Below are 4,113 nucleotides of genomic sequence, written 5' to 3'. Positions count from 1 at the left end.
GACCGGCCGGCCGGTCCGCTACGAGAGCTTCACCGACGCCCCCGCCCAGAACCGGGAACACGCCTGGAGCATCGAGATGTGGCCGCTGCGCGACGGCTCCGGCGAACCCACCGCGGTCGCCCTCGCCGCGTTCGACAGCAGCGAGCAGTACTGGGCCCGGCGCCGCCTCGCCCTGCTGAACGAGGCCGCGACCCGCATCGGCACCACCCTGGACGTGGTGGGCACCGCCGAGGAGGTGGTCGAGCTGCTCGTCCCGCAGTACGCCGACTTCGCCAGCGTCGACCTGCTCGACTGGGTGCTCGGCGCCGACGAGCCGCCGATGATCCCGGAGGGCGGAGTGGAACTGCGCCGCGTCGCCCACGGCTCCACCCGCTCCGGCAACCCCGGCGCGGCCCTGCACATCGGCGAGATCGACGTCTACCAGCCGGCCTCCCCGCCCGCCCGCGCCCTGCGCGAGGGCCACGCGGTGCTCAGCCAGGCCGGCGAGCCGGAGTTCGTCCAGTGGCTCGAAGAGCGCAACGCACGCTCCCCCCGGGGGCGCCCCTTCCGGCAGGGCGCCCACTCCATGATCGCGGTACCCCTCCAGGCCCGCGGCACCGTCCTCGGCGTCGCGGTCTGCGTCCGCATGGCCCACCCGGACGACTACGGCCCCGACGACGCCGTCTTCGCGGAGGAACTCGCCAGCCGCGCCGCCGTCTGCATCGACAACGCCCGCCGCTTCACCCGCGAGCGGACCACCGCCCTCGCCCTCCAGCACAGCCTGCTCCCGCGCGACCTGCCCGCACAGGCCGCGGTCGAGGTCGCCCACCGCTACCTGCCGTGCGGATCACTGGCCGGCGTCGGCGGCGACTGGTTCGACGTCATCCCGCTCTCCGGTGGCCGGGTCGGCCTGGTCGTGGGCGACGTGGTGGGCCACGGCATCCAGTCCTCGGCCACCATGGGCCGGCTGCGGACGGCCGTCCGCACCCTCGCCGACGTCGACCTGCCCCCCGACGAACTCCTCACCCACCTGGACGACCTGGTCACCCACCTCGCCGCCGACGGCAGCGGCGACGAGGTCGCCGAACTCGGCGCGACCTGCCTGTACGCCGTCTACGACCCCGTCTCCCGCCACCTGTGCGCCGCCGCCGCGGGCCACCCGGCCCCGGCCCTCCTCCTGCCCGGCGAACCCGCCGAGTTCGTCCCCATGACCGCCGGGCCGCCCCTGGGCGTCGGCGGACTGCCCTTCGAGGCGACCGAACGCGAACTGCCCGAGGGCTCGGTCGTCGCCTTCTACACCGACGGCCTGATCGAGGACCGCGACCGGGACCTCGACGGCGCCGCCGAGGAACTGCGCCGCGCCCTCACCGCACCCGCCGCCTCCCTCGACGACCTCGCCGACGACGTCCTGAAGGCCGTCCTGCCCGACCAGCCCGGCGACGACGTCGCCCTGCTCCTGGTACGCACCCGGGCCCTCGGCGCCGACCGGGTCGCCACCTGGGACGTCCCGCCCGACCCCGCCCAGGTCGCGGTCTTCCGGCAGGCGGCCACCGAGCGACTGACCGCCTGGGGGCTGGCGGAGACCGCCTTCGTCACCGAACTCGTCGTCAGCGAACTCGTCACCAACGCCATCCGGTACGGCGAACCGCCCATCCGGCTGCGCCTGATCCGCGACCGCGCCCTCATCTGCGAGGTCTCCGACGCCAGCTCCACCTCCCCGCACCTGCGCCGGGCACACGCCTACGACGAGGGCGGCCGGGGCCTGCTGCTCGTCGCCCAGCTCACCCAGCGCTGGGGCAGCCGGCAGACCCTCGCCGGCAAGACCATCTGGGCCGAGCAGCCCCTGCCCGACGACTGATCATGTACGGCACGGCACGGGCGTCACTCGCCGGCGTCGGCGGCGACCTGCGCCAGGGTGCGGCCGGTCCGCACCGAACGGGCCCGGCGGGGGTCCGGGGTGCCGTGCCCGTCCGCCCGGGCGGGCCCCTTGCGCACCAGCAGCCAGGCCTCCTCCCCGTCCGCGCCGCTCCGGAAGCGGGTGAGGGCGTACTCCCCGTGCAGCTTGCTGCCCCGCAGCCGAAAGGTGGCGTGCCCGCGCTCCAGGGACTCCGCGAAATCCACCGGCCGCCCCCTGCGGTCGTGACTGAGCGGCTCGTACGTCCCGCGGTCCCACACGATCACCGTGCCACCGCCGTACTCGCCCCGCGGGATGACCCCCTCGAACTCCTCGTACTCCAGGGGGTGGTCCTCGGTCGGCACCGCCAGCCGCCTGTCCCCGGGGTCGCTGGACGGGCCCTTCGGCACGGACCACGACTTCAGGACGTCGTCGACCTGGAGCCGGAAGTCGAAGTGCATCCGCCGCGCGTCGTGGATCTGCACCACGAACCGCGGCTCACCGCCCCCGCCCGGGGCCGCCTGCCCCGACGGCTCACGGGTCCGCTCGAAGTCGCGCTTGCCGCGGTACGTCCGCAGCCGGTCCTCCGCCGCCACCTCCGGCTCCTTCCCCAGGTCCGACGCGCACCGAGTACCCCGCCGTCCGGTCCCGGATGCCGGATCAGCCCCCGCTCCGGCAACTCCGCCGCCTCGGCCCGCGGATGCGAGGAACCCTGGCGCACCCCTCCTCGTGCGCCCGAGGGGCCCGGCCTCCCGGTGCCCTCCGCCCCTGTGTCTCCCGCCGGCCGCACGGATAGGGTGAGCATGATCGACCGGACGAGCGGGGGAGAGGGCAGCGGACGGCATGGGCGGCGCGGACAGGAACGGCGTGGGCGGCGGGCGGCCCACCTCGCGGGACGTCGCCCGGCTGGCCGGCGTCTCGCACACCGCCGTCTCCTTCGTCTTCAACGGCCGCGCCGACGGCAACCTCTCGCCCGCGACCCAGGAACGCATCCGGGAGGCCGCCGCCCGGCTCGGCTACCGCCCCGACCCCGTCGCCCGCGGCCTGCGCCGCCGGCGTACGGCCGTGATCGGCCTCATCACCGACGAGATCGCCGCCTCCCCGTTCGCCGGACGACTGCTGCGCGGCGCCATGGAGACCGCCTGGGACAGCGACCACCTCGTGCTCACCGTCGACTCCGGCGGCGACCCGGCCAAGGAGGACGCGGCCGTCGCCGAACTCCTCGACCGGCGCGTCGACGGCATCATCTACGCGGCGATGTCGCTGCGCCGGGTCCGGGTCCCCGAGGGCCTGCACCGCGTCCACTCCGTGCTCGCCAACTGCCTCCCCGAGGACGGCTCGCTGCCCGCCGTCATCCCCGCCGAGCGGGCCGGCGGGCGCACGGCGGCGCGGCTGTTGCTGGAGGCCGGGCACCACAGGGTCGCGCTGGTCGGCGGGCAGGACGACATCGCCTCGGTGGAGCGGCTGCGCGGCTTCCGCGACACGCTGCGCGCCGCGGGCATCACCGTGCCCAAGGAGTGGGTCGTCCGCACCGGCGGCGAGATCAGCGGCGGCCACGAGGGCGCCGCCCGGCTGCTCGACGGCACCGCCCCGCAGCACCGGCCCACCGGGATCTTCTGCTACAACGACCGGGTCGCGGCGGGCGTGCTGCACGCCGCGACCCGGCTCGGGATCGCCGTACCCGGCGAGCTGTCGGTGGTCGGCTACGACGACCAGGAGCACATGGCCGCCTTCCTCACCCCCGCCCTCACCACCGTCGCGCTGCCGCACCGGGCGATGGGCGAGGCCGCCACCCGGCTGCTGCTCGACGCCATCGACACCGGCCGCACCCCGCCCGCCACCGTACGGCGGCTGGCCTGCCCCGTGGTCAGCCGCGCCTCGGTGGGACCTGCTCCCACCCGCTGACCTCGGCGTCCCCCTCGACCGTCAGCTCGGGCACGTCGTCCGGCCGGGCGTAGACCCGCTCGGTCACCGTCGCCCGGTCCGCCACGAACAGTTCGAGCAGCGAGCCGTCGGCCAGGAGGCGGACGGACAGGCGGGGAGCGGGCGGCACGCGCACCGTGACCGGGGCCGATCCCGCGGCGCCCGCGCGGGGCCAGCCGGAGCGGTCCAGGACGACGGTGCCGGCGTCCGGGTCCAGCCGGACCGTCAGCGTCCGGTCCGCCGCCCGCAGCAGGGTGACCGTGGCGGCCCCGCGCGCCGTCACGGTCAGGTCGTACGCCGGCGGCGGCGGGACCGCC

Annotated in this window: 4 protein-coding genes; 2 read left to right on the top strand and 2 right to left on the bottom strand. The window is 76.0% G+C overall.

All coding sequences use genetic code 11. From position 1 onward, the window contains the following. Nucleotides 1-1,837: ATP-binding SpoIIE family protein phosphatase (locus tag CCN44_RS36035; protein WP_086702820.1), on the top strand; the 1,837-nt coding region annotated here is incomplete at its 5' end. Between the two features lie 23 nt (nucleotides 1,838-1,860). On the opposite strand, the gene CCN44_RS36030 is transcribed toward CCN44_RS36035, so the two are convergent. Further along, the gene (locus CCN44_RS36030) at nucleotides 1,861-2,469 is read right to left on the bottom strand and encodes a DNA polymerase ligase N-terminal domain-containing protein (RefSeq protein WP_059247336.1); all 609 of its coding nucleotides are present in this window, start codon (nucleotides 2,467-2,469) and stop codon (nucleotides 1,861-1,863) included. Between the two features lie 247 nt (nucleotides 2,470-2,716). On the opposite strand from CCN44_RS36030, the gene CCN44_RS36025 reads away from it, so the two are divergent. Continuing rightward, entirely contained in the window at nucleotides 2,717-3,778 is a 1,062-nt protein-coding gene (locus tag CCN44_RS36025) for a LacI family DNA-binding transcriptional regulator (protein WP_059247335.1), read from the top strand. Here the strand turns inward: CCN44_RS36025 and CCN44_RS36020 are convergent. Continuing rightward, nucleotides 3,741-4,113 (bottom strand): GH32 C-terminal domain-containing protein (locus CCN44_RS36020; protein ID WP_208639913.1); only part of this gene is annotated, 373 nt, incomplete at its 5' end. The genes CCN44_RS36025 and CCN44_RS36020 overlap by 38 nt on opposite strands.

It is taken from the genome of Streptomyces tricolor (assembly GCF_002155905.1).
Taxonomy (GTDB): domain Bacteria; phylum Actinomycetota; class Actinomycetes; order Streptomycetales; family Streptomycetaceae; genus Streptomyces; species Streptomyces tricolor.
Note: the sequence above shows the minus strand (reverse complement) of the source record. Positions and strands in the feature narration are given on the sequence as shown.

What these genes read in the sequence shown, in the direction of transcription:
- CCN44_RS36025 (WP_059247335.1), top strand. Translation starts at nt 2,717, where the DNA reads ATGGGCGGCGCGGACAGGAACGGCGTGGGCGGCGGGCGGCCCACCTCG.